Here is a 19,344-nt window from a genome sequence, read left to right as displayed (position 1 = left end):
TGTTAATTTAGCGGCGGAACAGCCAGGTGTTTTCCTCCACTGAATCGGTGCGGAAGCCCAGGGCGTGGAGGTTGCGGACGATGCCCTCAACCACCTCCGCGCCGATGATCGCAGGATGCAGTTCGATGATGATCTTGGTGACGCTGGCAGGCAGTTGCGTGAAATCGAGCTGTTCCTCGGCACCTTCGATGTCGCAGATGAGCGCCGTGGGTGGCTCAGGGAGCATGGCCACTAGGCTGCGCAGGCTGTGCGCCGGCACGGTGATTTGGTTCTCAGCTGCGGAACGGGTGACGATGGAGTTCTCCCAGAACTCACCGCCGATATCGAGCCGCAACTGCCCGTCCGCCGCCGCCGCCGCTGCATGCACCACCTGCGGCTTGAGGTAGTTAAGCGCGTAATTGCGGCACATCATCTCGATGGTGCGCGGATTGGCCTCCACCGTGAGATGATGACGCACGCCGATGATTTTGCGGCAGTAAAGGCCGATGTAGCCGATGGCACCACCGAGCTCGAGCACCACATCATGGCAGGACAGGCAGCGGCGGGCCAGCAGGCGCTCCTGGTACTCGTAGCGTCCCTGCAAGATGTGGTTTTTCATCAGTGAGGACAGGGCGCTGATGTCGAGCTTGATGCCGTGAAGACTGGCTTCCTTGCACGCTGGCAGCGTGAACTTGAAGTACCAACGAGTACGGAAATCCTCCCAGAAGGAGGCGAGAGATGGCAGGGCAATAGTCATAATGGGTGTGGGTTAGGCGGCGAGCGCGTGGGTGGAATCGGGAGAAACTGCGGCGGCATGGACGGCGACGGCACGCGCCATGAGGCGGTGAATGTGCGGGATGTGCGTGATGCTAGCGGGCACGTCTGGCGTGCTGCTGAACAAGGTGGCGTAGCTCTGCGGATCATGCGGATGGTAGCCGTGCATGGCGCGGATGGGGCGCTCACCCATGTGGCTGGGGACGATGAGCACGCCCTCTTGCACCAGGAAAATCGTTTCGCCGAAGCGGCCATCATCAAACTGGGCGCGCAAGGTTTTCAGCTCGTACTCCGGCATGATGCGGCCTTCCGGCACCTGGTTGAGCACGGCGATGATGCGGTCACGCGCCTCGACATTGAAGTACCAAAAGCGCGCCATCGTGCTGTCATAGACCACGTTGTAGTCGGTGCCGATGCGAAGACCCAGTGCGTCAATTTTTGCGCGCAGATCGAGGTGCTGATCGCAGTTCGCCATGCCGTGGTCGCTGAAGACATGCAGATTGACCTCGGTGTAATGCTCTTGCGCCGTTGCTACCGTTTGCGCGACCCAGGCTTCATATTCGGCGAGCTTCACGTCGATGTCAGGCGACTGGTTGCCGACCCGGTGCAGCAGCCCGTCGAGCCCGGCCCAGTATTGGAAGGCAAAGGTGATCTTTTCAGACTCGATGGCCTGGATGAGGCCGTCGCGGTTGGCTTCCTCACTCACGGCGGTGTCGGTGACGAAGTAGGGCACCTTGTTTGCGACGAGTGAGTCGAAGATGTTCGGGCCACGATTCATGCCATTGGGCTGCAACGGGCTTTTCTTCTCGGTGAAGTCGTAGAGATGAATGTGCTGGAAGGGGATGTTGTAGAGATCGAAGTAGCCGCTGAAGCCGAGGCGTGATTTGACGAACTTGGTGAGCCAGCGCCGCACGATGCGGCGGCTGGTGAGCGCCTGGGGCAGCCAGCGGAGCCAGCGCAGACTGCGGAAGGGCGAGTTTTGCGGATCGTGGATGAAGTAGCACCAGTTATGATGCTCATCCGGCCAGTGACCGCTGAGAATGCTGGGCACGCAGGTGCTGCTGTAACCGAAGACGCTTTCCAGACGGCGACGATGCGGGGCGAGGCCGTGCAGGAACTGCGGGCGGTCTTTGATGATCTCCCACCCGCAGGCGTCGATCATGATGAACAAATCAAGTCGTGGTTTCATGCGCGGATGATGTCGAGGACGCGATGCAGGCGGGTGAGTTCGATGAGCTGGGTGACAGCGGCGGTGGGATTGAGGATCTTGAGGATGCCACCGCGTGCGCGCATGCTTTTGTTTACGCCGATGAGCACACCGAGGCCGGAGCTGTCGATGAAGCGGGTGTTGGACATGTCGATGCAGGCTTCCTCGTGAGTGTCGCGGATTTCCTTGGACAGGCGGTCGCGCCAGAGGCGTGCGGTGGCGGCGCAGAGTTCAGCGGGGGCGACCAGTTGAACGGATGAGAGCGTGGTGGTCATGAGCATGGGTGTGGTGTGTGTTGTGGCATGATGCTGAATGAAACGGCGGAGGCCGTTGCGGGACGCAGCATCAAAAATCGTGGCAGGCAGTGCAGCAGGATGCGCAGATCGAGCCGCAGGGAGGGCTTCATGGCGTAGCTGGCACTGTGGGCGAACGCGGACTCCGAATCATCGATGTCGTCGTGCATGACGTCGGCCAGCGTGAAGACACCGGCGGGCGCGTGCAGCCAGAGGCGCTCGAATTCATCCTTGAGCAAGGTGGCGCGCACCGGGCAGAGCGGACGATTGCCGACGAGATGCAGAGCGCCGCATACGACGTGCCAAAGCTCGGGCCAGCGTGCGAACAGGCCGGGCGCATGATTGAGCGCATGCAGCGTGATCGTTGAGTCAAAGTAGTCGTCATCAGGTGCTGGCAGCCGCACGACCTGCCGGCTTGAAAAGATCGAACTGCCTTTAAGACAGGACCATGCGGCACACAGCAGTGCCAACGGCGCAGTGATGAGCATGAGGAGCAAGGCGAACAGCCGTGTCAGCCAGCCGCAGCGCACTTCAGCACCGGATTGCGGCTGCAAGCTGCTGAGCAAAAACTCATCCGTGATTTCGACCTGCGAGCCGGTAAGCCAGTTGTCGAGACCTTTGCCCCAAGCGAAGGAATGCGAGACCTCGGTCATCGCGCCCACATAAGTGTCCGGGCCGATCCAACTGCCGCTGACGCACGCATGATGATCGATGCAGGCAGCGCTCTCGATGATGGAGCCAGCAAGAATCTGCGCATGATCAGCCACGACGACGTCAGGGCCGATCCAGGCCGGGCCGTCGATGCGGGCGGTCATGGCGATGCGTGCGCGGGTGCTGACATGCACCGCCGGGGCGATCTCGCGCATGGTGAGCCGCGTGTCATCGTCCACGTCCCTGAGCTGCCGCAGCAAGGTATCAAACAACGTCGCACCGCCGGCCCAGAGCGGCTGGGAAGGTGAATTTGGCAGAGTATCGAGTGTGATGATGAGCGGATGCCATGCGGCTTGATCGCCAGTGATGAATTGTGCGCGTGCTGCGTCGGCAGCAGGCTCTTGTTTGACCGGAATGACGCTGATGGCGAGGCCATGCTGGTCGCCCTGCTCGATAGCATGACGGATTTCCTCCGGGCGATCAGCGGCGAGGATGGTGACGTGTTTCTCACCGGTGGTGGCAAGATGTTCGAGCCAGAGATCGAGGAGCGTGCGGCCCAGCACGGGCAGCAGTGCGAGTGGTTGCCTGCGGCGGGCGAAGGCGGCGGCATGGCGATGATCAGGACAGATGATGAGTGCTTTCATAAAGCTACATGCCTTTGCCCAGCAGGATGGCGGGGACGGTTTTGATGAGGATCCACAAGTCGCGCCGCAGTGAGTGGCTTTCGATGTAGCGGACATCGAGCGAGACCTGCTCGTCGAAGTCGATGTTGTTCCGGTCGCCGATCTCCCAGAAGCCACCGCTGCGTTCACCCACCTGCCAGAGGCAGGTGATGCCTGGCTTCACCTGCAGGCGGCGGCGGTCGTTCACGGAGTAAAGCGCAACTTCACGCGGCAGTGAGGGACGCGGACCGACGATGGACATGTCACCACGCAGGACATTGAAGAACTGCGGCAGTTCGTCGATGGAGGCCTTGCGGATGAAGCGACCGATGGCGGTGATGCGCGGATCATGCTTCATCTTGAAAGTCACACCCTGCGATTTTTCATTTTGCGCGAGGAGCGCCTGGAGTTTCGCCTCCGCATCGACGCACATGGAGCGGAACTTGAGCATCTCAAACTCACGACCGAGCAGACCAACGCGCTTCTGCTTGAAAAACACCGGCCCGCCATCTCGACGCACGAGCAACGCGATGATGAGCATCATCGGCGCGGCGAGCAGAATGGCGACGAGACTGACGGCGATGTCGAAAAAGCGCTTCACCGCTTGTGTGCCGTGCAAAACAACGAGCCAGCTCCAGCGCTTCAATTGCATGAGCGCCCGCAAACGACGGCTGCCCAAAAAGCTCTGTGCCTTGATGAGGCGGAGCGCGTGGCGTTCGGCGATGTGAAGTGCGTTAGTCATTACACACGCAGTCTAACTGCCTCGCTCAAGCTGTAACTCCCCGCAACTGGGGGCGAGTTGCTTGGCTCTCCAGAGCCGAGTTTTGCGTGTCCGTGACGCCCCCGGTCTCGCCTCTGGAGAGGCAAGCTACTTGGGTGCGCTCAAACATGCTTTCGAGATCGGCGATGTAGGTAGGAAAATCGTAGCGTTCACTCACGAGTTTCAAACCGTTCTCGCCAAGCTCTTTTGCTTTTGCCTTGTCTTGCAGCAGATCATCGAGACGTGACGCGAAGGCAGCGCGATCCATCCATGGCACGAGATGGCCGTTGTGACCGTCAATGAGCCAGTCCTTGATGCCACCGGCATCGAACGCAACGACTGGCAACGCATAGCGCATGACTTCGAGGCCGATGGTGGCGATGGGCTCGGGCCACACGCTGCTGAGCGCGACGACGCTGCACTCGCGGTAGTAGGCCTTCAATTCCTCCTGCGGGATGAAGCCTTTGAAGTGAACACGATCAGCGAGACCGAGCTTGCGGCTGAGTTCTTCGCAGTACGCCTTGTGATTGCCGTCGCCGAGGATGATGCACTCAAACTTCGATTTCACCTTCGCAAGTGATTCGAGCAGCACATCGACACCCTTGCCACGGATGATCTGACCCGCATAGAGGATGAGATTGCGGTCACTGAAACTGCTGCGCAGTTCAGGATCGCCCATGCGCGGCACCGGGGCATGAATCTCGATGCGATTCGCGTCGAAGCCGTTCTTTAGCAGTTCATCGCGCATGTAACGCGTGACGACGACCATGCGGTGAAAGCGGCGGTTGAGAGCGATCTCACGCTGCTTGGCGCGATAGCTGACCCATTTGAGCGGAAAGCCACCGCTGTTGTTTTTTACCACGCATGCGCCGCAGCCCAGCACGCAGTACAGCGAGGCGGCACGCGTGCAAATCTGGCGTGAGAAGTAGTGATACTTGTAGCTGCGCATGCAGTAGATGTCGTGGTCATGCACCATGCGCGCGAGCGGCACACCGCTGTCCACCAGCGTCTGAATCACGTCGAGATCGGCCATCTTGTGAACATAGACGACATCCGGCTGAAATTTCGCCAGCGCCTCGCGTGTGCGGCTGATGGCGTCACCATTGAGCGCAAAGCGTTCCACGAACGTGCGACTCCAGCCGTCTTCATTTTTGCCCGTTCCAGGCCCGTGCAAGATGCCAATATGATGCCCACGTCCGGCAAGTTCCGTCGCGGTGATGAAAGCATTGGCTTCAGCGCCGGCGAGTGAGCCGAAGCGTTCATGGACATAGAGGATGTTCATTCAAAGTGGAGGTGCGTGGTTTAAAGGCATTTCAAATTTGCCTTGGTGCGGATTACTGCACCCTCCCATTTATTTGTATTCGGTCACCCCCCTCAGTTGCGGGAAGTGCCATGCTTGGCGACACGCAACGCACTACCCAAATAAATTGTTGGAATAACGCCGGTGCATCGAATGCGCTTCCTTGTAGATCAAGAAAGTGGAGGCGAGGGGAGTTGAACCCCTGTCCGAATAACCGTTGCCCGTAGCGTCTCCATGCTCAGTCTCATGTTTGGTCTCGGCGGGAGGCGGCTTGAGACAGCCTACTCTTCACCCAGCGTCCTGTTGTATCTCGTTTGTGACCCGGTCGCCCGGCCAACAAACCAGCCTGGTAGTGGCATCATTCAGGCTACCAGACATTGCCTGAAGGATGTCGCGGGGCTTAAGCCGCGAGTGCTAGCTCGTTAGAGTTTGCATTTATGTTTTTGATCCGGTTATTAACGAGGCCAACGAATCATCCTCGGCATGCAGCTCCGAACTCAGGCTACCCGTCGAAACCAGTACGCCCCCGTTTTGGAGAGGGCGGAGAGTAAGGGCGGCGGTGGAAAGCGCAAGCGATGCTTCGCCTTGTCTCTTGCTCCACGCCTTCAGCCTGCCATCTTCGCGGCCCTCATGCCTGCCCATCTGACCCTCCACGACACGCTGACCCGTACCGACCGCGAAGTGACGCCGCTCGACGGCAAGACGCTGCGTTTCTACTGCTGCGGCCCCACGGTCTATGGTCCGGCGCACATTGGCAATTTCCGCACCTTCGTGGCCCAGGATGTGATGCGGCGTGTCGTCGAGGCCTCCGGCACCCCGACGCTGCATGTGCGCAACATCACCGATGTGGATGACAAAACGATTCGCGACTCACTGAAGGCCGGGCAGAGCCTCATTGATTTCACCCAGGGCTGGACGGCGAAGTTTCATGCGGATTGCGATGCTCTAAATCTCCAGCGTCCGCACATTGAGCCGAGTGCGGTCGCGCATATTCCGCAGCAGATCGCGATGATTGAGAAACTCATCGCCAATGGCCACGCTTACGCAGCTGCGGACGGCAGCGTGTATTTCCGCGTCGCATCATTCAAGGACTACGGCAAGCTCAGCCACCTCGAAGACCGCGAGCTGCGCCTCGGGGCCAGCGAGGCGTCCAGCGCGACCGACAGCGACGAGTACACGAAGGATTCGCTCACTGACTTCGCGCTGTGGAAGGCCCGCAAGCCCGAGGACGGCGACAATTTCTGGCCCAGCCCGTGGGGCGAGGGCCGTCCCGGCTGGCATCTCGAATGCAGCGCGATGATTCTCGAATACCTCGGTGAGGACTTCGATCTGCACAGCGGCGGAGTGGATTTGATCTTTCCGCATCACGAAAACGAGATCGCGCAGAGCTGCTGCAGCACGCATGGCAAATTTGCGCATCACTGGATGCACGTGGCGCATCTCATGGTCGATGGCGGCAAGATGAGCAAGAGCATCGGCAACCTCTACACACTCGAAGATCTCGCCAAACGGGGCTATTCCGCCGCTGAAGTCCGTTACGTGCTCATTTCCGGTCACTACAGCACTCCGCTGAACTTCACCATGCACAGCCTCGATTCGGCAAGGCAGGCATTGCAGAAGCTGGCGAAAGCCGACAAGGCGCTTGATCGTGGTTCAGCCCTGTTGCCAACAAACCCTGGGCCGTTTGCCGAAGCGTGGGAGACGTTGTTGAAGGATCTGAACGTTCCTGGTGCCCTCGGTGCCATTTTCGGCACCCTGAACAAACTCAAGCCTGCGGCACTCACATCTGATGAAGCAGCCTCTACTCGCGGCGGTCTCCACTTCATGCTGTTAGCCCTTGGTGTCACCCTTCCGCCTGTCGCTGAAGATTCCACCACGGAAGTTCCTGCCGACATCCAGGCGCTAGCGCAACAACGCTGGGATGCCAAACAAGCGAAAGACTGGGCGAAAGCCGACATCTTGCGCAAGGAACTCGATGCCGCCGGCTGGATCATCAAGGACAGCAAGGATGGCTTCGTTGTGCTGGCGAAGTGAGACCGTTGGCGATTTTTTCTACGGTGACGATATAACCTTCGCCCTTGCCAGGATGAGTCATGCCGCGCCATGGTGCTGCCGCATGGATGAGGGCGTGAACCATCAGCAGGCGGACAGCAGCCCGGAGGCGCAAACATTGCGCTACTCCCCTTCGGTTTTGCATGGATTGCCGCGTGCGGGCACCAGTGGCGTCACGCAGGCGTTGCAGCAATGGGAGCCGCCGCCGGCATCCGAGCTTCAAAAGGCGCTGCCGCAGTATGAGAACATCAGCTTCCTGGCCCGTGGTGGCATGGGCGCAGTGTATAAGGGCGTGCAGAAGACGCTCAACCGCACGGTCGCGATCAAGATCCTGCCCGCCGGCATGATGAAGGAGGACCTGCACTTTGTGGGGCGCTTTCACCGCGAGGCGCAGGCCATGGCCGCGCTCTCCCACCCCAACATCGTGACGGTGCATGAGGCAGGCGAAACGGCTGACGGACTGCTGTACTTCACCATGGAGCACGTCGCTGGCACGGATGTGGCCGAGATGCTGACGCAGCAAGGCCGGCTGCCGCCGAAAGAGGCGCTGCGCATCGCCGACGCGGTGTGCGCCGCGCTGCAATGCGCGCACGCCCGCGGTATCATCCACCGCGACATCAAGCCCTCGAACGTGCTGATCAACGAGCAGGGCACGGTCAAAGTGGCGGATTTTGGCCTGGCAAAAGTCATCGCCGCCGACGGCTGTTTCACGCAGAGCATGGCGGCCGTGGGCACACCCGACTACGCATCGCCGGAGGCGTTCATCCAGGGTATTGAGATGGATGAACGCGCCGACATCTATTCGCTGGGTGTGATGCTCTACAAGATGATCACAGGCCATCTGCCCCGTGGCCGCTTTGATGCTCCCTCCGGCGAGATACGCGGCATCGACCGCAGAGTGGACCGGATCATCGACAAAGCGATGCAGGCGGACCGTGACAAGCGCTACAAGTCAGCGCAGGAGATGAGGCTGGACGTGGACCGCGTTCTCGGCGTCTCGATGGCCCAGATGGAGATCGCAGCCGTGCCGGGCAGCATGCCGAAGGTGACGGCACCAGCCCCGCGCAGGACGACGCTCTGGACCAGCGTGGCAGGAATCACTGTGATGCTCGTCATGGGTGGTTTGTGGTGGAGCCAGGCCGATTCCTCGCAGCAGAAAACATCTTTGTCCCAGACCACGCCACTCCCGTCCTGGCAGGATGCCTTTGTTGAACTGCCGCTCAAAGAAGTGATCGCGACAACACCGCACAGCGCGCATGGCTATCGGCTACCGGACAACAATCACTGGTACATCCCGCCGCAATCCATGCGCTCAGGCGCCCTGCGGGTGCGTGCGACGAGTTCGCCCGTTCACTTCGCCTCGCTCTGCCTCTTTCTCGATGACGGCAACGTGTACCGCTTTCGTTTTCGGCCGCAGCAAAAGGAGTGGGTGATGAGCTACGGCAGGCCTGGCAAGGATGAACGCAACACCTTCAGCATGCCCGGCCCCACAGGCACCGACGGACAACTGCATGAGATCATTCTGGCCCGCTCGGGCGGACGCTTGCGCGTGCTGGTGGATGGGGCGGTGCTGCATGAGGAGGCAGACGCCAATCCAGTGCCAGGGAGATTTGCCCTGGACCTCTACGCGACTGCCGAGGTGTCGGTGGACACGGTTCAGTATGTGAATCTCGATGGCGTCGCCGAACCTCAGGCCAACGAGTTCATTCATCCTTTGAAAGCATTGAAGACCTCCGATTGATTCGTCTTCACCGCCGAGTACTAATCACCCCACCCAACCATGAAACACATCGCCCTCCTCCTCGCCCTCACGCTTTCCACACTCCACGCCGAAGACTGGACACCGGAAGCCGGCTTCACCTCGCTCTTCAACGGCAAAGACCTCACCGGCTGGTGCTTCCGTGAGAAGACGAAGAAAGACGACCCGAATCCCGGCAAAATTTTGGAGAAGCACGATGGCAAGACCGAGGCGGCGGATGCAGGTCGTTACATCGTCAAGGATGGTGCCATCGCGGTTACTTTCCCAACCGAGGCGGACAAGCTTACAGGCCAGATGTACACCGTGGCCGAGTTTCCGAAGAACTTCGTCCTCAAGCTCGAATTCCGCGCCAGCGTGAACGCCGACAGCGGCGTCTTCATCCGCAAACCCCAGCTTCAATGCCGTGATTATCTCGTCGCCGGCCCTTACACCAAGTTGAAGCAGTACAAGCCGCAGGAGTGGAACCAGATGATCGTCGAGGTGAAGGACGGCGTGGCGCATTGCACCTGCAATGGCGAGGTACTCGATGCCGCGCTCGCACTGCCCGCCACCGGCCCCATCGGCCTTGAAGGTGATCGTGGTGTGATGGAATATCGCCACATTCAGCTCAAAGAGCTGCCGTGAGTGAAGGCGGAGTTTACGGTTGTTTACGTTGTTGACGATGGTTTGACCAAGCCATTGTCAACGCGACAGCCGCAACGACCGTCAACCACTGTAAACCTTCCCCCGCAATGAATCTCCCCATTCGTCCTCGCCGCAATCGTCAGTCTCCGGCCATGCGCGATCTCGTGCGCGAGACAGAGCTGAACCCCGGCCACCTCATCTACCCGCTCTTTCTTCAGGAAGGCGGCGAGAACACGCCGATCGCGTCGATGCCCGGCTGCACGCGTTGGAGCTTGGATGGACTCGTCAAGGAAGCCAGTGAGGCGCATGCGCTGGGGGTTCCGGCGGTGGTGCTGTTTCCGCGCATCCCGGATGAACTCAAAACTCGCGATGCGGCGGCATGTTTTGCGGATGACGGCTTGGTGCCGCGTGCGATCCTTGCATTGAAGGCCGCACATCCGACGCTGACGGTCATCACTGATGTGGCGCTCGATCCTTACAACAGCGACGGGCATGACGGCCTGGTGGCGGATGATGGACGCATCTTGAATGACGAAACCGTGGCCGTGCTGTGTCAGCAGGCACTTTGCCATGCTCGTGCCGGTGCAGACATCGTGGCTCCGAGTGACATGATGGATGGCCGTGTCGCCGCGATTCGTGCCGCGCTCGATGCCGCTGGTTTCCAGGCCGTCTCGATCATGAGTTACACGGCGAAGTATGCCAGCGCCTACTACGGGCCGTTTCGCGGGGCTCTTGACTCGGCACCGAAGGCCGGAGACAAGAAGACGTATCAAATGGACCCAGCGAATGCGCGTGAAGCCTTGCGCGAAGCTGCGCTCGATGAAGCTGAAGGCGCGGACATCCTGATGGTGAAGCCAGCAGGACCGTATCTCGACATCATCGCCAAGATTCGTGCCGCCACCACGCTGCCCATCGCGGCGTATCAGGTCAGCGGGGAGTATTTAATGATCAAATCGGCTTCCGCCGCAGGCTGGCTCGATGAAGCGAAGATTGTGAACGAATCACTCATCGGCATTCGCAGGGCAGGGGCCGACATGATTCTCACTTATTTTGCCAAGCAGTGGGCGACACTACATCGTGGGTAACAGACCGGCGGTCTGTGTCACGCTCCCTTTTTCTGAGTGCTCTTCGACTTGGTACTGCCTGATTTGGAAGGTGTGGCCTTGGCGGAACTGGATTTTTTCGGCGTACTTGGCGCAACGGGTGTTACGGTCGGAGTTGGGGCAGGAACGATGGCTGGAGGAGTGATCGCAGGCGGTGTGGTGGGAGGTGGCGTACCGTCGGCAGTCGCTGCAGGCGAAGGAGCACTCGTCGCAGGAGGCGTCTCGGGCTTCTTGAAAGGCTCGTCCCAAGTGTGCAGCACATAGCCGGATCCGATGCCGCCGATTTCACCGAGCAAGGTCTGGCATTTTTCACGCCATTTGGCGAGATCGGGAGCGGAGCGCTCTTTTTCGGCGGTGCCAGGGAAGATGAGGTAGGTGACTTTGAGATCGCTTTCAGGACGGATGTAGGGCGTGGCCTTGGGGTTGACGGTTTTGGCCATGAGGAGCGAAGCTTCGCCCATCTTGAAGCTGGGGCCGTAGTCGCCGCAGATGGCGGGGTAGATTTTGCCTTCGTGGATGACGGCGGCGTAGTCGCCGATCTGCGGGGTGAACTTGTTCTGATCGCCGTAGCCGCGGAACAGCAGCGAAATGACGACGAAGGGATCTTTTTCGGCGATGAGGCTGCTGCGGGCCTTCATCTCGCTGATTTCGATCTTGAGTGTGCTGATGATGGCGTTGAGTTCGCGATTGCGTGCTGCCCCCAGGCCCTTTTGTGCGAATTCGTCCTGCGCCTTTTTCAAGCGCTCTTCCCATTTGGCGAGCAGTGGATTGGGGTTCTTGGTGGTCTTGGCCCAGGCGTAGCTGGTGAAGGGCTGGTAGTAGTCGGAGAGGTAGATGTATTCGGAGAGCGTGGGCATGCGGTCGCCGTCAGAGCCGTCGGCGACGACATCCATTTCGGACTGGATCAGGAGCGTGCGGCGTTGCGTGGTGGGATGGGTGAGTTCGAGGATGGTCTCGGTGTCGTAGTAGTTGTGACGGTCGAGAATGCGATTGAGACGGGTGAGATCGTTCTGCACACGGCTGGTTTTGTTCTCGTAAAGCTTGTGGTAGAACCCGGAGACCTTTGCGGCGGGCAGCATGGCATTGAGTTCGGGCAGGAGGGCGGGGAGGTGTTTGTTGATGCGGCTGAGTTCGACCATGGTCTGATTCGCCTTGGGCACACGGATGCTGAGTTGGAATTCGGCCTTGTAGGATTCAGGATCGAGCCGTTCGAGGCTGGCAAAGCTGCCCTGCTCGGTGAGGAGGTTGGTTTTGACGGTGATGCCGTTGAACAGCGAAGCGACGTCGATGTCCTTGCGTGCGATGTATTTGTCAGGGAGCGGCGGCTGGACCTCGCGGATGACCTCTTTGGTCACTTCTTTGACTACGGGCACCTCTTTGATCACGTCACGCATCACATCACGCGTGATGATGCGTTCCTTGGTGCTGCGGGCGGATTCGACGATGTCCTGGATGCCTTTTTTGATTTTCCCGGCAAAGGGCGTGAACGGCAGCAGCAGTCCGGTAAGGAGGATGACCAGGAACAGCAGGCGTGTGAAGGAGCTGAAGCAGCCACGTTTTGGCTGCTGCCGCCATTGGGGTGCCGCTGGATCGTTGTTCGTTGCCGTGGAAGATGAGGGAGGTTCCGAGGACATGCGCGTGTAGGAGTTTAACGGCGTTTCAGCGGTAAGGCGGGCGTATCATCCTTCCTCCAGCCGGCCTTCCTTGAGAATGAGACGGCGGTCGCCGCGTTTCGCGAGGGTTTGATCGTGCGTGACGACGATGAGAGTCTTCTTGGCCTCATCGACGACGCTCATGAGCATGTCGATGACGCCAGAACCGGTGGTGGCGTCGAGATTACCGGTGGGTTCGTCGGCGTAGATGATGCCGGGGTTGTTGATGAGCGCCCGGGCGATGGCGACGCGTTGCTGCTCGCCACCGGACAACTCGGTGGGCAGATGCTGGAGACGTTCGCTGAGGCCTACCTTGTCGAGCAGTTCACGGGCACGTGTCTCGGCTTTTTTGCCGCCGATCATGGCGGGGAGGACGACGTTTTCGAGCGCGGTCAGCTCTGGCAGCAGAAAGTAGTGCTGGAAGACGAAGCCCATGACTTGGTTGCGCGTGCGCGCGCGTTCGGCGGCGGCGGCCTTGTACAACGAGCGGCCATGCACCATCACATCGCCAGAGGTGGGTTGTTCGAGACCACCGAGCACATAGAGCAGCGTGGTTTTGCCTGCGCCGGACTGGCCGCAGAGGAAAACTTTCTCACCGGCGGCGACTTCGACGTTCACCCCGCGCAGCACGGGCAGATCGTGACCGGCGAGATGATAGGTGCGATGCACATCGTGTGCGGCGAGTGGGGCGGCTTCCTGGCTCATGAAAATAAAGTGCGGCTACGCTCCGCAGATGCCACCCGGCGTCAAGGTGTGATGCCACCGCGCTGCCGAAGCGCCTCATACATCACGATGCCAGCAGCGGTGGCGAGGTTCAGGCTGCGTGTGCCCTGCATCGGGATGCGCAGGCACCTGGCGGGATCAAGCACTGAGGGAGGAATCCCCCGTGTTTCCGGGCCGAAGACCAGATAGACCTCCGCGGGTGTAAGATCGGCATCCCAATGGTTCATTCCCCCCTGACACTCGATGAAAAAAATGGCGGCGTCCGCATTCGCAGCATCACGCAACTCTTCCCACGACTCCCAGACCCGCACGTCCACCTCCTGCCAGTAGTCCAGTCCGGCCCGTTTCAAATGACGGTCATCCAGGCTGAAGCCCAGCGGTTTGACCAAATGCAGCCGCGCACCGGTAGCGAGGCACAATCGACCGATGGCTCCGGTGTTGTGCGGAATCTCCGGCTGGAACAGGACGACGTGCAGCATGCCACGTCAGTTTTTAAAGACAAAAAACTTCCGGCACACGAAGTTCACCAGCACCGAGGAGGTCAGCATCAAAAGCTGCGCCAACAGGGTGGAGATGCCGTACATCTGGATCAGCATCGGCCCGGTTGAAAGGCCGATCACAAACGCCACCGTGCTGATGAGCGTGAAGTAGAAAAACTCCAGCAGGCGGTGGTGCCGCCCCGGTGTGAAGACCCATTTTGAATTGGTGAAGTAGGCGAACAGGTTGCCAAAAAAGAAGGAGATGAGGTTGTTGTAGGTGCTGTGCAGAGCGCGCACCTCTTTCGGCAGGTCGGAATCTAGCGCTGGCCAGACCCAGATGGAGAGCGCCAGCCAGATGCTCTGGCCCACGATCAGTGACCCCACGCCGCAGATGCCGTATTTCATAAACTGGATCACCGGATGCGTGTCACGCGCGTTCATGCGTGCGAGGATGGTGTGCCAGTCGTTTTCGCGGAAGAATTGGCGTGTTTCTGCAAGGGTTTGAAGCATGCGGAAACCTACCCTCAAAAAAGAAAGCCTGTCTAACGAAGACTTCGTCAGACAGGCTTTCGGGTGAGGCTTGCAGCGGCCGCCTAGTAGTAACGGTAGTTGCCGTTACGGTCGTAATAGCCCTGCTGTTGCTGCTGCTGCGGGGCAGGGTGCCAGCGGCCTTGATTGTCATAGTAGCCCTGCTGCTGGCCTTGCTGGTAACGGCTGTTCTGCTGGTCTCTGGAGTTGCCGAGGGCATTGCCCCCGAGCGCTCCCAGACCCGCACCGATCGCCGCACCTTCCAGGCCGCGGCCACTCTGATTGCCAATGATGCCGCCGACAGCGGCACCGCCAAGGGCACCGAGCACGGAGCCCGTTTGAGCATTAGGACCCGTGGCGCAGGAAACCAGCGACACCGTAGAGAGAAGAGCGAGAAGGGTGGTTTTCATGAAGGTTTGAATGGCGTCGTATTAATAGTAGCGGCGCTGGCGGTCCTTGGAATTGCCGATGGCATTCCCGCCTGCGGCACCGAGTGCGCCGCCGATCAGCGCGCCTTCGAGGCCACGGCCGCTCTGAGAACCAATGATGCCGCCGACGGCAGCACCGCCGAGGCCGCCAATGACGGCTCCTTGTTGAGCGGCAGGGCCGGTGGCGCAGGAAGACAGGGAGGCGGCGGTGAGGATGGTGAGGATGATGTGTTTCATATGATTATGAGTTTAGCAAAGCGGTCAGCTTTGTCGGAGAATAGGCGTGGTTTGTTCACAAAGAAAAGAAAAATCCTGCGCTGAAGTCCCTCCGCTCATCTTTCGCGGGCCGAAGTGTTTTTGGATGCCTGCTGAGCATGGGTTTCTTTAATTGACGCGCATTCAGCCAGCGGTTAGGAACTCAGCCCCTCCTTCCGCCATAACTTTCTATGCATGTGCGTTCCTTTCTCCGTTGCTCTTTTACCGCCGCCCTCCTCAGCCTCGCCGCCTCAACGGTCAAAGCGGAGCAGTTGCCGCTCGACCATCCCTGTGCCGCATTGGTGAAAAAATACCTTGCCGCTGTGGTCCAGCAGGATTGGAAGACCGCTTCAAATCTGCTTGTGTCGGCCTCGTTGGAGCGTCGTCAGCGCGAGACGGTGCAGATTATCAAAACCGCGCCCACCATGACCGATGAGGAAACGATGCTCGCCGGCTACAACGTCAAAGGCGTGGCCGAGTTGGAAAAAATGACGCCGCAGGAGTTTTATCAGGCGGACCGTGAGGCCTGGCACAAAAAGCTCAAGCTCACGCCTGAAGCCACGAAGCGTAAACAGGAGACCCTCAAAATCATCGTGCTCGGCCTCGTCGAAGAAAAAGACAAGGGTTATGTCCACGCCACTGTGCGCACGTCGCAGGAAACGCTCACGGACAAGATCGAGGAGCTGTTCCTCATCTCCTTCGTTCCTGATCCCACTGATCCAAAGGGCTACCTCATCTCGCCCGAGATGAAGGATCGCCCGGTCATTACGCCGCTCGATGGTGCCGCGCCGAAGGAAGACGCCAAGAGCAAGTAAGCTCACAGCAGCGCCCGCAGTTCGGCCAGTCGCACCTTGTCCAGCTCACTGCGTGGAATCGTCGGCAGGCAGATGATCTGCTCCACTTGCTCAAACGGCCGCAGTTCGCGGTTCAGGGCCTCGCGCAAGCGTTCCGCATCGACAGTACCGACCCCGGTGCTCACCAGCACCAGTCTGGCCTCCTTGCGCTCATCCGGCACATCGCAGATGACCGCCGCGCCTTCGCGAAGGCCCAGTTTGAGCCGCAACGCCTCGATGCGCTCTTGAATCGGCTCCAAGGCCACGAGTTCGCCCAAAATCTTCACCGTGTTCGTTTCGCGGCCCGAGAAGCGCAGGAACCGCTGCGTGCCATGCGTCCACAAACTCACACGATCCCTGGTACTCAGCCCCGTTCCGGTGGAAATCGGCTCCCAGCGCCACGTTCCGGCCTCCAGCACGGCATAGCCCTTCGCCAGTGCTTCGCCCCGCACCGTGAGCACGCCTTCATCATCTGTGCGCACATCCCAGATCGGCAGCACCTCCATCTCGCCGTGGCCGTTCATTGCCTGCGCAGCCACCTGGGAGGCCGTTTCCGTCATCCCATACGTTCGACATACCGGCCACCCAAGTGTGCGTGCGGCCTCCTCCAACTCACGGCTCATGGCGCCACCGCCGACCAGCACCACCCGCAGTGACTTCGGCGCACTCAGTTTTGCTGCCACCAGATCAAACACCTGCGTCGGCACCAGGGAGGCCAGTGTGGCTCCGACCTCGCCACATCTCCGCGCAAATGCCGCCGCATCCCACTTTCCTTCCATCCGCGTCACCGCGCTCCCGCTCACAAACGCCCGCGCCAGAATCCCAAACCCACCCACATGATGAATCGGCAGCGCCAGCAGCCAGTGATCGCGCTGCGTGACATCAAAATGCGCGTTCACCGCCCGTGCTGAAGTCAACATCGCCGCTTTCGCTAGCCCCACCCACTTCTGCCGTCCTTCTGAGCCGCTCGTCTGAAAAAAACACCAGCCTGCGGCCCCGAGTTCATCCTGCGCGAATTTCTCCAGCCCCGCCGCCTCATGGCCACGCTCCGACGGCAGCGCAATGTGATTGCCCGCATCGTTCCAGAAGCCGGATGAAATCAAATGAGCCGTCGCCATGGCAGTTGTTCCAACACATCGCCAAAACCAAGACCGCCGCCACTGCGGTCTGCGGTCAAAAATCCGCCATTCGACTTCACCCGCTCAAAAAAATCATCCTTCTCGAACAGATGCTCCGTACACAGCCCGCAGAAATCCAGCGCTTGTCCTTCCGCCACCGCCACCGCTGCTTCATACGCCGCAAACATCTGCCCCAGCGCATGATCCATGGCCGAAGTCATCACCAGCGGCTGTTCGGGATGCTGCGCCGCCACCACCCGCCAGTCACGCCGCGCTGGCTTCACTACGACTGCATCAAAACCATGCGTCCCGTTCTTCCAGCCCTTGTCCAAGGCCAGTTTCACGTCCCAGCGCAGCCGCACCGCCTCCCACGCCCCGGCCTCATACGGAAACGGATCTTCGATGAAATCCAGCGCACGATAGACCCGCAGCGGCATGAACTCGACGAACTTCTCAAACGTCAGTCGGTCCAGCACACCATTGAAATCCACCCGCAGCCGCACGTCCTCCGCCTCAAACACCCGCGCACAGCCTTCCAGAAAGCGAGTCGTCTCGCCGAAGTTCGCATAACCCTTCGCCTTGATTGCCGGCCAGCCTTCCGCCATCACGCGTTGCTGCTGCGGCTCCGTTTCACTCGCAAAGCTCCACGAATAATGACTGCGCGGGATTTTCAGCCCCTCAAACAAGCTCACGCCCGCACGCCGCGCTTCACCATCTATCTCAGCACACCGCAGCGCCATCGCCGTCACCGGTGTCGTCACGCCTTCGCTCAGTAGCCGAAGCTGCTCCTCCACCGGCGCGTCGCCAAACTCCGGCCACGGATGCACGCAGCCGAACCCGTCATTCACCCGGATCAGCGCCCCTGCAAACACCCGGCGCTGCGACGCCGCATTCAGCGCCACGCCGCTGCGCAGCAGGTATTCGTGAACATAGATGGGCCTTTCCATCTTCGACACTCCCATCATCTCGCAACTCCTTCAACGCTTCCTTCTCGTCCTCGAACTCGAACTCGTCCTCGTCCTCGAACTCGAACTCGAACTCGAACTCGATCATGGCGAATGTTTGAGATCACAAGGTGCGTGCTTCAAATGAGCATGCTTTACGCTGGCTCGGAGGTTTCAACGCGAGGTGAAGCGGCAGCATCGAGGACGAGTTCGAGTAGGAGGACGAGGACGATACCGTCGCTCACGGCATCACTTCTCGGGCTTTGACAATCCCCCAGCACATCATCGCCGCAAAGGCCAGCAACTGCATGCCGCTCAGCGCCAGCAGCCGGTTGTGCCCCCGGCTCGGTGGCTCCACAAGCACACGCCAGGCCACGAACAACCCGATCGGCAGCGTCACCAGTGGCAGCGTGAAGGCGCGCTCCCAGCCCTGCGTGAACCAGTAAAATCCCGCCGCATGCGCCGCCACGATCAGCAGCACGATCTCCGCCCGCGCAAATCCCACACCCAGCCGCACCGCCAGCGTCTTCTTGCCCGTCTGCCGGTCCTCATCCACATCGCGCAGGTTGTTGATCGCGATCAAGACCGTGCTCAGGCAGCCGATTTGAAAGCCTGCGATCACCGCCGCCTCATACCACTCGCCCGTCTGCACAAACGCCGTGCCTGTCACCGCCACGAGACCGAAGAACAAAATCACAAACAGCTCTCCCAGCCCGCGATACGCCAGCGGCACCGGCCCGCCGGTGTAGCCAAAGCAAAAATACAGCGACGGCAGGCCGATGAGTAAAATTGGCCAGCCGCGTGCTTCAAACAACGGCACTGCGAGCAACGTCGCCACCAGCAGCATTAACCACGCCGCGATCTTCACCGTGCCCGCATTCGCACGTCCAGCCGCCGTGATGCGTCGCGGCCCGATCCGCGCCTGCGTGTCCGCGCCTTTGATCGAATCCAGCGCATCATTGAAAAAATTCGTCGCGATCTGCAACGCCCCGCAGCTTCCCAGTGTGCAAAGCGCCAGTGTCCAATCGAGTTTCCCCGAAATCTTCTCTGCCAGCGCACAGCCGACGGCGACAGGCGCGATGGCGGCCCCGAGTGTTTTCGGGCGTGCGGCAGCGATCCAGTCGAAAAGAGAAGCCATGCGGAGAGAAAAATTAAACCACCGAGGTCACAGAGAAGCACAGAGTTCAGAATCTCAAACCTCTGTGTTCCTCCGTGTCCTC

Annotated in this window: 21 protein-coding genes and 1 other RNA gene; 6 read left to right on the top strand and 16 right to left on the bottom strand. The window is 60.0% G+C overall.

The window, feature by feature from the left end; translation table 11 throughout:
* Positions 1-7 precede the first annotated feature (7 nt).
* From ACKVY0_RS20355 to ssrA, 7 genes are all read right to left on the bottom strand, one after another.
* A complete protein-coding gene (locus ACKVY0_RS20355; protein WP_409216680.1) occupies positions 8-736 on the bottom strand; it encodes an FkbM family methyltransferase in 729 nt (242 codons plus the stop codon).
* Positions 737-748: 12 nt separating this feature from the next.
* Positions 749-1,942 carry an alkaline phosphatase family protein gene (locus ACKVY0_RS20350; RefSeq protein WP_409216679.1) on the bottom strand — a complete coding sequence of 398 codons (1,194 nt, stop codon included), beginning with the start codon at positions 1,940-1,942 and terminating at the stop codon, positions 749-751.
* Positions 1,939-2,235, bottom strand: coding sequence for an STAS domain-containing protein (locus ACKVY0_RS20345; protein WP_409216678.1), 297 nt, complete (start codon positions 2,233-2,235; stop codon positions 1,939-1,941). The genes ACKVY0_RS20350 and ACKVY0_RS20345 overlap by 4 nt, the downstream gene beginning before the upstream one ends.
* The gene (locus ACKVY0_RS20340; protein ID WP_409216677.1) at positions 2,232-3,548 is read right to left on the bottom strand and encodes a sugar transferase; all 1,317 of its coding nucleotides are present in this window, start codon (positions 3,546-3,548) and stop codon (positions 2,232-2,234) included. Before ACKVY0_RS20340 ends, ACKVY0_RS20345 begins: the two co-directional genes overlap by 4 nt.
* 4 nt (positions 3,549-3,552) lie before the next feature.
* The gene (locus ACKVY0_RS20335; RefSeq protein WP_409216676.1) at positions 3,553-4,308 is read right to left on the bottom strand and encodes a sugar transferase; all 756 of its coding nucleotides are present in this window, start codon (positions 4,306-4,308) and stop codon (positions 3,553-3,555) included.
* A gap of 25 nt (positions 4,309-4,333) precedes the next feature.
* Positions 4,334-5,608, bottom strand: coding sequence for a glycosyltransferase family 4 protein (locus ACKVY0_RS20330; protein ID WP_409216675.1), 1,275 nt, complete (start codon positions 5,606-5,608; stop codon positions 4,334-4,336).
* A gap of 194 nt (positions 5,609-5,802) precedes the next feature.
* Positions 5,803-6,154, bottom strand: a transfer-messenger RNA (tmRNA) gene (gene ssrA, locus ACKVY0_RS20325).
* Positions 6,155-6,256: 102 nt separating this feature from the next.
* Between ssrA and cysS the strand changes: the two genes are divergently transcribed.
* From cysS to hemB, 4 genes are all read left to right on the top strand, one after another.
* Positions 6,257-7,660 (top strand): cysteine--tRNA ligase, encoded by a 1,404-nt coding sequence (gene cysS / locus ACKVY0_RS20320; RefSeq protein ID WP_409216674.1) that lies wholly within the window; start codon positions 6,257-6,259, stop codon positions 7,658-7,660.
* Positions 7,661-7,712: 52 nt separating this feature from the next.
* Complete coding sequence (locus ACKVY0_RS20315; RefSeq protein ID WP_409216673.1) at positions 7,713-9,419, top strand: serine/threonine-protein kinase; 1,707 nt, start codon at positions 7,713-7,715, stop codon at positions 9,417-9,419.
* A 39-nt stretch (positions 9,420-9,458) separates the two neighbouring features.
* Positions 9,459-10,061 carry a DUF1080 domain-containing protein gene (locus ACKVY0_RS20310; RefSeq protein ID WP_409216672.1) on the top strand — a complete coding sequence of 201 codons (603 nt, stop codon included), beginning with the start codon at positions 9,459-9,461 and terminating at the stop codon, positions 10,059-10,061.
* Between the two features lie 107 nt (positions 10,062-10,168).
* Positions 10,169-11,146 (top strand): porphobilinogen synthase, encoded by a 978-nt coding sequence (hemB, locus tag ACKVY0_RS20305; protein ID WP_409216671.1) that lies wholly within the window; start codon positions 10,169-10,171, stop codon positions 11,144-11,146.
* Between the two features lie 17 nt (positions 11,147-11,163).
* On the opposite strand, the gene ACKVY0_RS20300 is transcribed toward hemB, so the two are convergent.
* The 6 genes from ACKVY0_RS20300 to ACKVY0_RS20275 all read right to left on the bottom strand — a co-directional run bounded on the left by ACKVY0_RS20300 (position 11,164) and on the right by ACKVY0_RS20275 (position 15,211).
* Positions 11,164-12,798: a glycoside hydrolase family 75 protein gene (locus ACKVY0_RS20300; RefSeq protein ID WP_409216670.1), complete on the bottom strand. Its 1,635-nt coding sequence runs from the start codon at positions 12,796-12,798 to the stop codon at positions 11,164-11,166.
* Positions 12,799-12,843: 45 nt separating this feature from the next.
* On the bottom strand, positions 12,844-13,521 hold the full coding sequence (locus ACKVY0_RS20295; protein ID WP_409216669.1) for an ABC transporter ATP-binding protein: 678 nt from the start codon (positions 13,519-13,521) through the stop codon (positions 12,844-12,846).
* Between the two features lie 41 nt (positions 13,522-13,562).
* Positions 13,563-14,018: a tRNA (cytidine(34)-2'-O)-methyltransferase gene (locus tag ACKVY0_RS20290; protein ID WP_409216668.1), complete on the bottom strand. Its 456-nt coding sequence runs from the start codon at positions 14,016-14,018 to the stop codon at positions 13,563-13,565.
* Between the two features lie 6 nt (positions 14,019-14,024).
* Positions 14,025-14,528, bottom strand: a complete 504-nt coding sequence (locus ACKVY0_RS20285; protein ID WP_409216667.1) for a GtrA family protein — start codon at positions 14,526-14,528, stop codon at positions 14,025-14,027.
* Positions 14,529-14,611: 83 nt separating this feature from the next.
* Positions 14,612-14,956, bottom strand: a complete 345-nt coding sequence (locus tag ACKVY0_RS20280; RefSeq protein ID WP_409216666.1) for a glycine zipper domain-containing protein — start codon at positions 14,954-14,956, stop codon at positions 14,612-14,614.
* 21 nt (positions 14,957-14,977) lie between these two features.
* Positions 14,978-15,211, bottom strand: coding sequence for a glycine zipper domain-containing protein (locus tag ACKVY0_RS20275; protein ID WP_409216665.1), 234 nt, complete (start codon positions 15,209-15,211; stop codon positions 14,978-14,980).
* 215 nt (positions 15,212-15,426) lie between these two features.
* On the opposite strand from ACKVY0_RS20275, the gene ACKVY0_RS20270 reads away from it, so the two are divergent.
* On the top strand, positions 15,427-16,044 hold the full coding sequence (locus ACKVY0_RS20270) for a hypothetical protein (RefSeq protein WP_409216664.1): 618 nt from the start codon (positions 15,427-15,429) through the stop codon (positions 16,042-16,044).
* Positions 16,045-16,046: 2 nt separating this feature from the next.
* Here ACKVY0_RS20270 and ACKVY0_RS20265 read toward each other — a convergent pair whose 3' ends face one another.
* Together ACKVY0_RS20265 and ACKVY0_RS20260 are read right to left on the bottom strand one after the other, a co-directional pair.
* Positions 16,047-17,180 (bottom strand): AMP-binding protein, encoded by a 1,134-nt coding sequence (locus ACKVY0_RS20265; protein ID WP_409216663.1) that lies wholly within the window; start codon positions 17,178-17,180, stop codon positions 16,047-16,049.
* Entirely contained in the window at positions 17,162-18,127 is a 966-nt protein-coding gene (locus ACKVY0_RS20260) for a hypothetical protein (RefSeq protein ID WP_409216662.1), read from the bottom strand. The genes ACKVY0_RS20265 and ACKVY0_RS20260 overlap by 19 nt, the downstream gene beginning before the upstream one ends.
* On the opposite strand from ACKVY0_RS20260, the gene ACKVY0_RS20255 reads away from it, so the two are divergent.
* Positions 18,114-18,272 (top strand): hypothetical protein, encoded by a 159-nt coding sequence (locus ACKVY0_RS20255; RefSeq protein ID WP_409216661.1) that lies wholly within the window; start codon positions 18,114-18,116, stop codon positions 18,270-18,272. The two genes, ACKVY0_RS20260 and ACKVY0_RS20255, sit on opposite strands and share 14 nt — an antisense overlap.
* A gap of 93 nt (positions 18,273-18,365) precedes the next feature.
* On the opposite strand, the gene menA is transcribed toward ACKVY0_RS20255, so the two are convergent.
* Positions 18,366-19,262 carry a 1,4-dihydroxy-2-naphthoate octaprenyltransferase gene (menA, locus tag ACKVY0_RS20250; RefSeq protein WP_409216660.1) on the bottom strand — a complete coding sequence of 299 codons (897 nt, stop codon included), beginning with the start codon at positions 19,260-19,262 and terminating at the stop codon, positions 18,366-18,368.
* Positions 19,263-19,344: the final 82 nt, after the last annotated feature.

Origin of the sequence: Prosthecobacter sp., from assembly GCF_046154365.1 — a bacterium.
GTDB lineage: Bacteria > Verrucomicrobiota > Verrucomicrobiia > Verrucomicrobiales > Verrucomicrobiaceae > Prosthecobacter.
This window is presented reverse-complemented; position numbering and strand designations above follow the sequence as displayed.

Excerpts from the sequence above, each read along its gene's own strand:
- ACKVY0_RS20355 (WP_409216680.1), bottom strand. The coding sequence starts at position 736 with ATGACTATTGCCCTGCCATCTCTCGCCTCCTTCTGGGAGGATTTCCGT.
- ACKVY0_RS20350 (WP_409216679.1), bottom strand. The coding sequence starts at position 1,942 with ATGAAACCACGACTTGATTTGTTCATCATGATCGACGCCTGCGGGTGG.
- ACKVY0_RS20345 (WP_409216678.1), bottom strand. The coding sequence starts at position 2,235 with ATGACCACCACGCTCTCATCCGTTCAACTGGTCGCCCCCGCTGAACTC.
- ACKVY0_RS20340 (WP_409216677.1), bottom strand. The coding sequence starts at position 3,548 with ATGAAAGCACTCATCATCTGTCCTGATCATCGCCATGCCGCCGCCTTC.
- ACKVY0_RS20335 (WP_409216676.1), bottom strand. The coding sequence starts at position 4,308 with ATGACTAACGCACTTCACATCGCCGAACGCCACGCGCTCCGCCTCATC.
- ACKVY0_RS20330 (WP_409216675.1), bottom strand. The coding sequence starts at position 5,608 with ATGAACATCCTCTATGTCCATGAACGCTTCGGCTCACTCGCCGGCGCT.
- cysS (WP_409216674.1), top strand. The coding sequence starts at position 6,257 with ATGCCTGCCCATCTGACCCTCCACGACACGCTGACCCGTACCGACCGC.
- ACKVY0_RS20315 (WP_409216673.1), top strand. The coding sequence starts at position 7,713 with ATGAGTCATGCCGCGCCATGGTGCTGCCGCATGGATGAGGGCGTGAAC.
- ACKVY0_RS20310 (WP_409216672.1), top strand. The coding sequence starts at position 9,459 with ATGAAACACATCGCCCTCCTCCTCGCCCTCACGCTTTCCACACTCCAC.
- hemB (WP_409216671.1), top strand. The coding sequence starts at position 10,169 with ATGAATCTCCCCATTCGTCCTCGCCGCAATCGTCAGTCTCCGGCCATG.
- ACKVY0_RS20300 (WP_409216670.1), bottom strand. The coding sequence starts at position 12,798 with ATGTCCTCGGAACCTCCCTCATCTTCCACGGCAACGAACAACGATCCA.
- ACKVY0_RS20295 (WP_409216669.1), bottom strand. The coding sequence starts at position 13,521 with ATGAGCCAGGAAGCCGCCCCACTCGCCGCACACGATGTGCATCGCACC.
- ACKVY0_RS20290 (WP_409216668.1), bottom strand. The coding sequence starts at position 14,018 with ATGCTGCACGTCGTCCTGTTCCAGCCGGAGATTCCGCACAACACCGGA.
- ACKVY0_RS20285 (WP_409216667.1), bottom strand. The coding sequence starts at position 14,528 with ATGCTTCAAACCCTTGCAGAAACACGCCAATTCTTCCGCGAAAACGAC.
- ACKVY0_RS20280 (WP_409216666.1), bottom strand. The coding sequence starts at position 14,956 with ATGAAAACCACCCTTCTCGCTCTTCTCTCTACGGTGTCGCTGGTTTCC.
- ACKVY0_RS20275 (WP_409216665.1), bottom strand. The coding sequence starts at position 15,211 with ATGAAACACATCATCCTCACCATCCTCACCGCCGCCTCCCTGTCTTCC.
- ACKVY0_RS20265 (WP_409216663.1), bottom strand. The coding sequence starts at position 17,180 with ATGGCGACGGCTCATTTGATTTCATCCGGCTTCTGGAACGATGCGGGC.
- ACKVY0_RS20255 (WP_409216661.1), top strand. The coding sequence starts at position 18,114 with ATGGGCCTTTCCATCTTCGACACTCCCATCATCTCGCAACTCCTTCAA.
- ACKVY0_RS20260 (WP_409216662.1), bottom strand. The coding sequence starts at position 18,127 with ATGGAAAGGCCCATCTATGTTCACGAATACCTGCTGCGCAGCGGCGTG.
- menA (WP_409216660.1), bottom strand. The coding sequence starts at position 19,262 with ATGGCTTCTCTTTTCGACTGGATCGCTGCCGCACGCCCGAAAACACTC.